The sequence below is a fragment of the Opacimonas viscosa genome (assembly GCF_024199005.1).
GTDB lineage: Bacteria > Pseudomonadota > Gammaproteobacteria > Enterobacterales > Alteromonadaceae > Opacimonas > Opacimonas viscosa.
The window spans coordinates 1-244 of the sequence record NZ_JANATA010000283.1; the positions used below are offsets into that span (position 1 = coordinate 1).

General features: G+C 73.0%; 1 protein-coding gene. It reads left to right on the forward strand.

Annotated elements, in window-relative coordinates; translation table 11 throughout:
* A partial coding sequence (locus NLF92_RS13610) for an efflux RND transporter permease subunit (RefSeq protein WP_254102799.1) occupies positions 1-244 on the forward strand: 244 nt, incomplete at both ends.

A 244-nucleotide genomic window follows, 5' to 3' on the forward strand; every position in this document is an offset into this window, starting at 1 on the left:
CCGTCCCCGGCACCTCCAGCGCCTACGCCGAGCGGATCATCGGCGGCTACTACCTCAACATAGAGCCCGACCGCGCCGCGCTCGCCCGTTACGGGCTCTCGATCGGCGACGTGCAGGCGGTGGTGGCCAGCGCGCTCGGCGGCGAGACGGTGACCACCACCGTCGAGGGGCGCGAGCGCTACGCCGTGAACATCCGCTACCCGCGGGAGCTGCGCGACGACCCGCAGGCGATCGCCACGGAGGT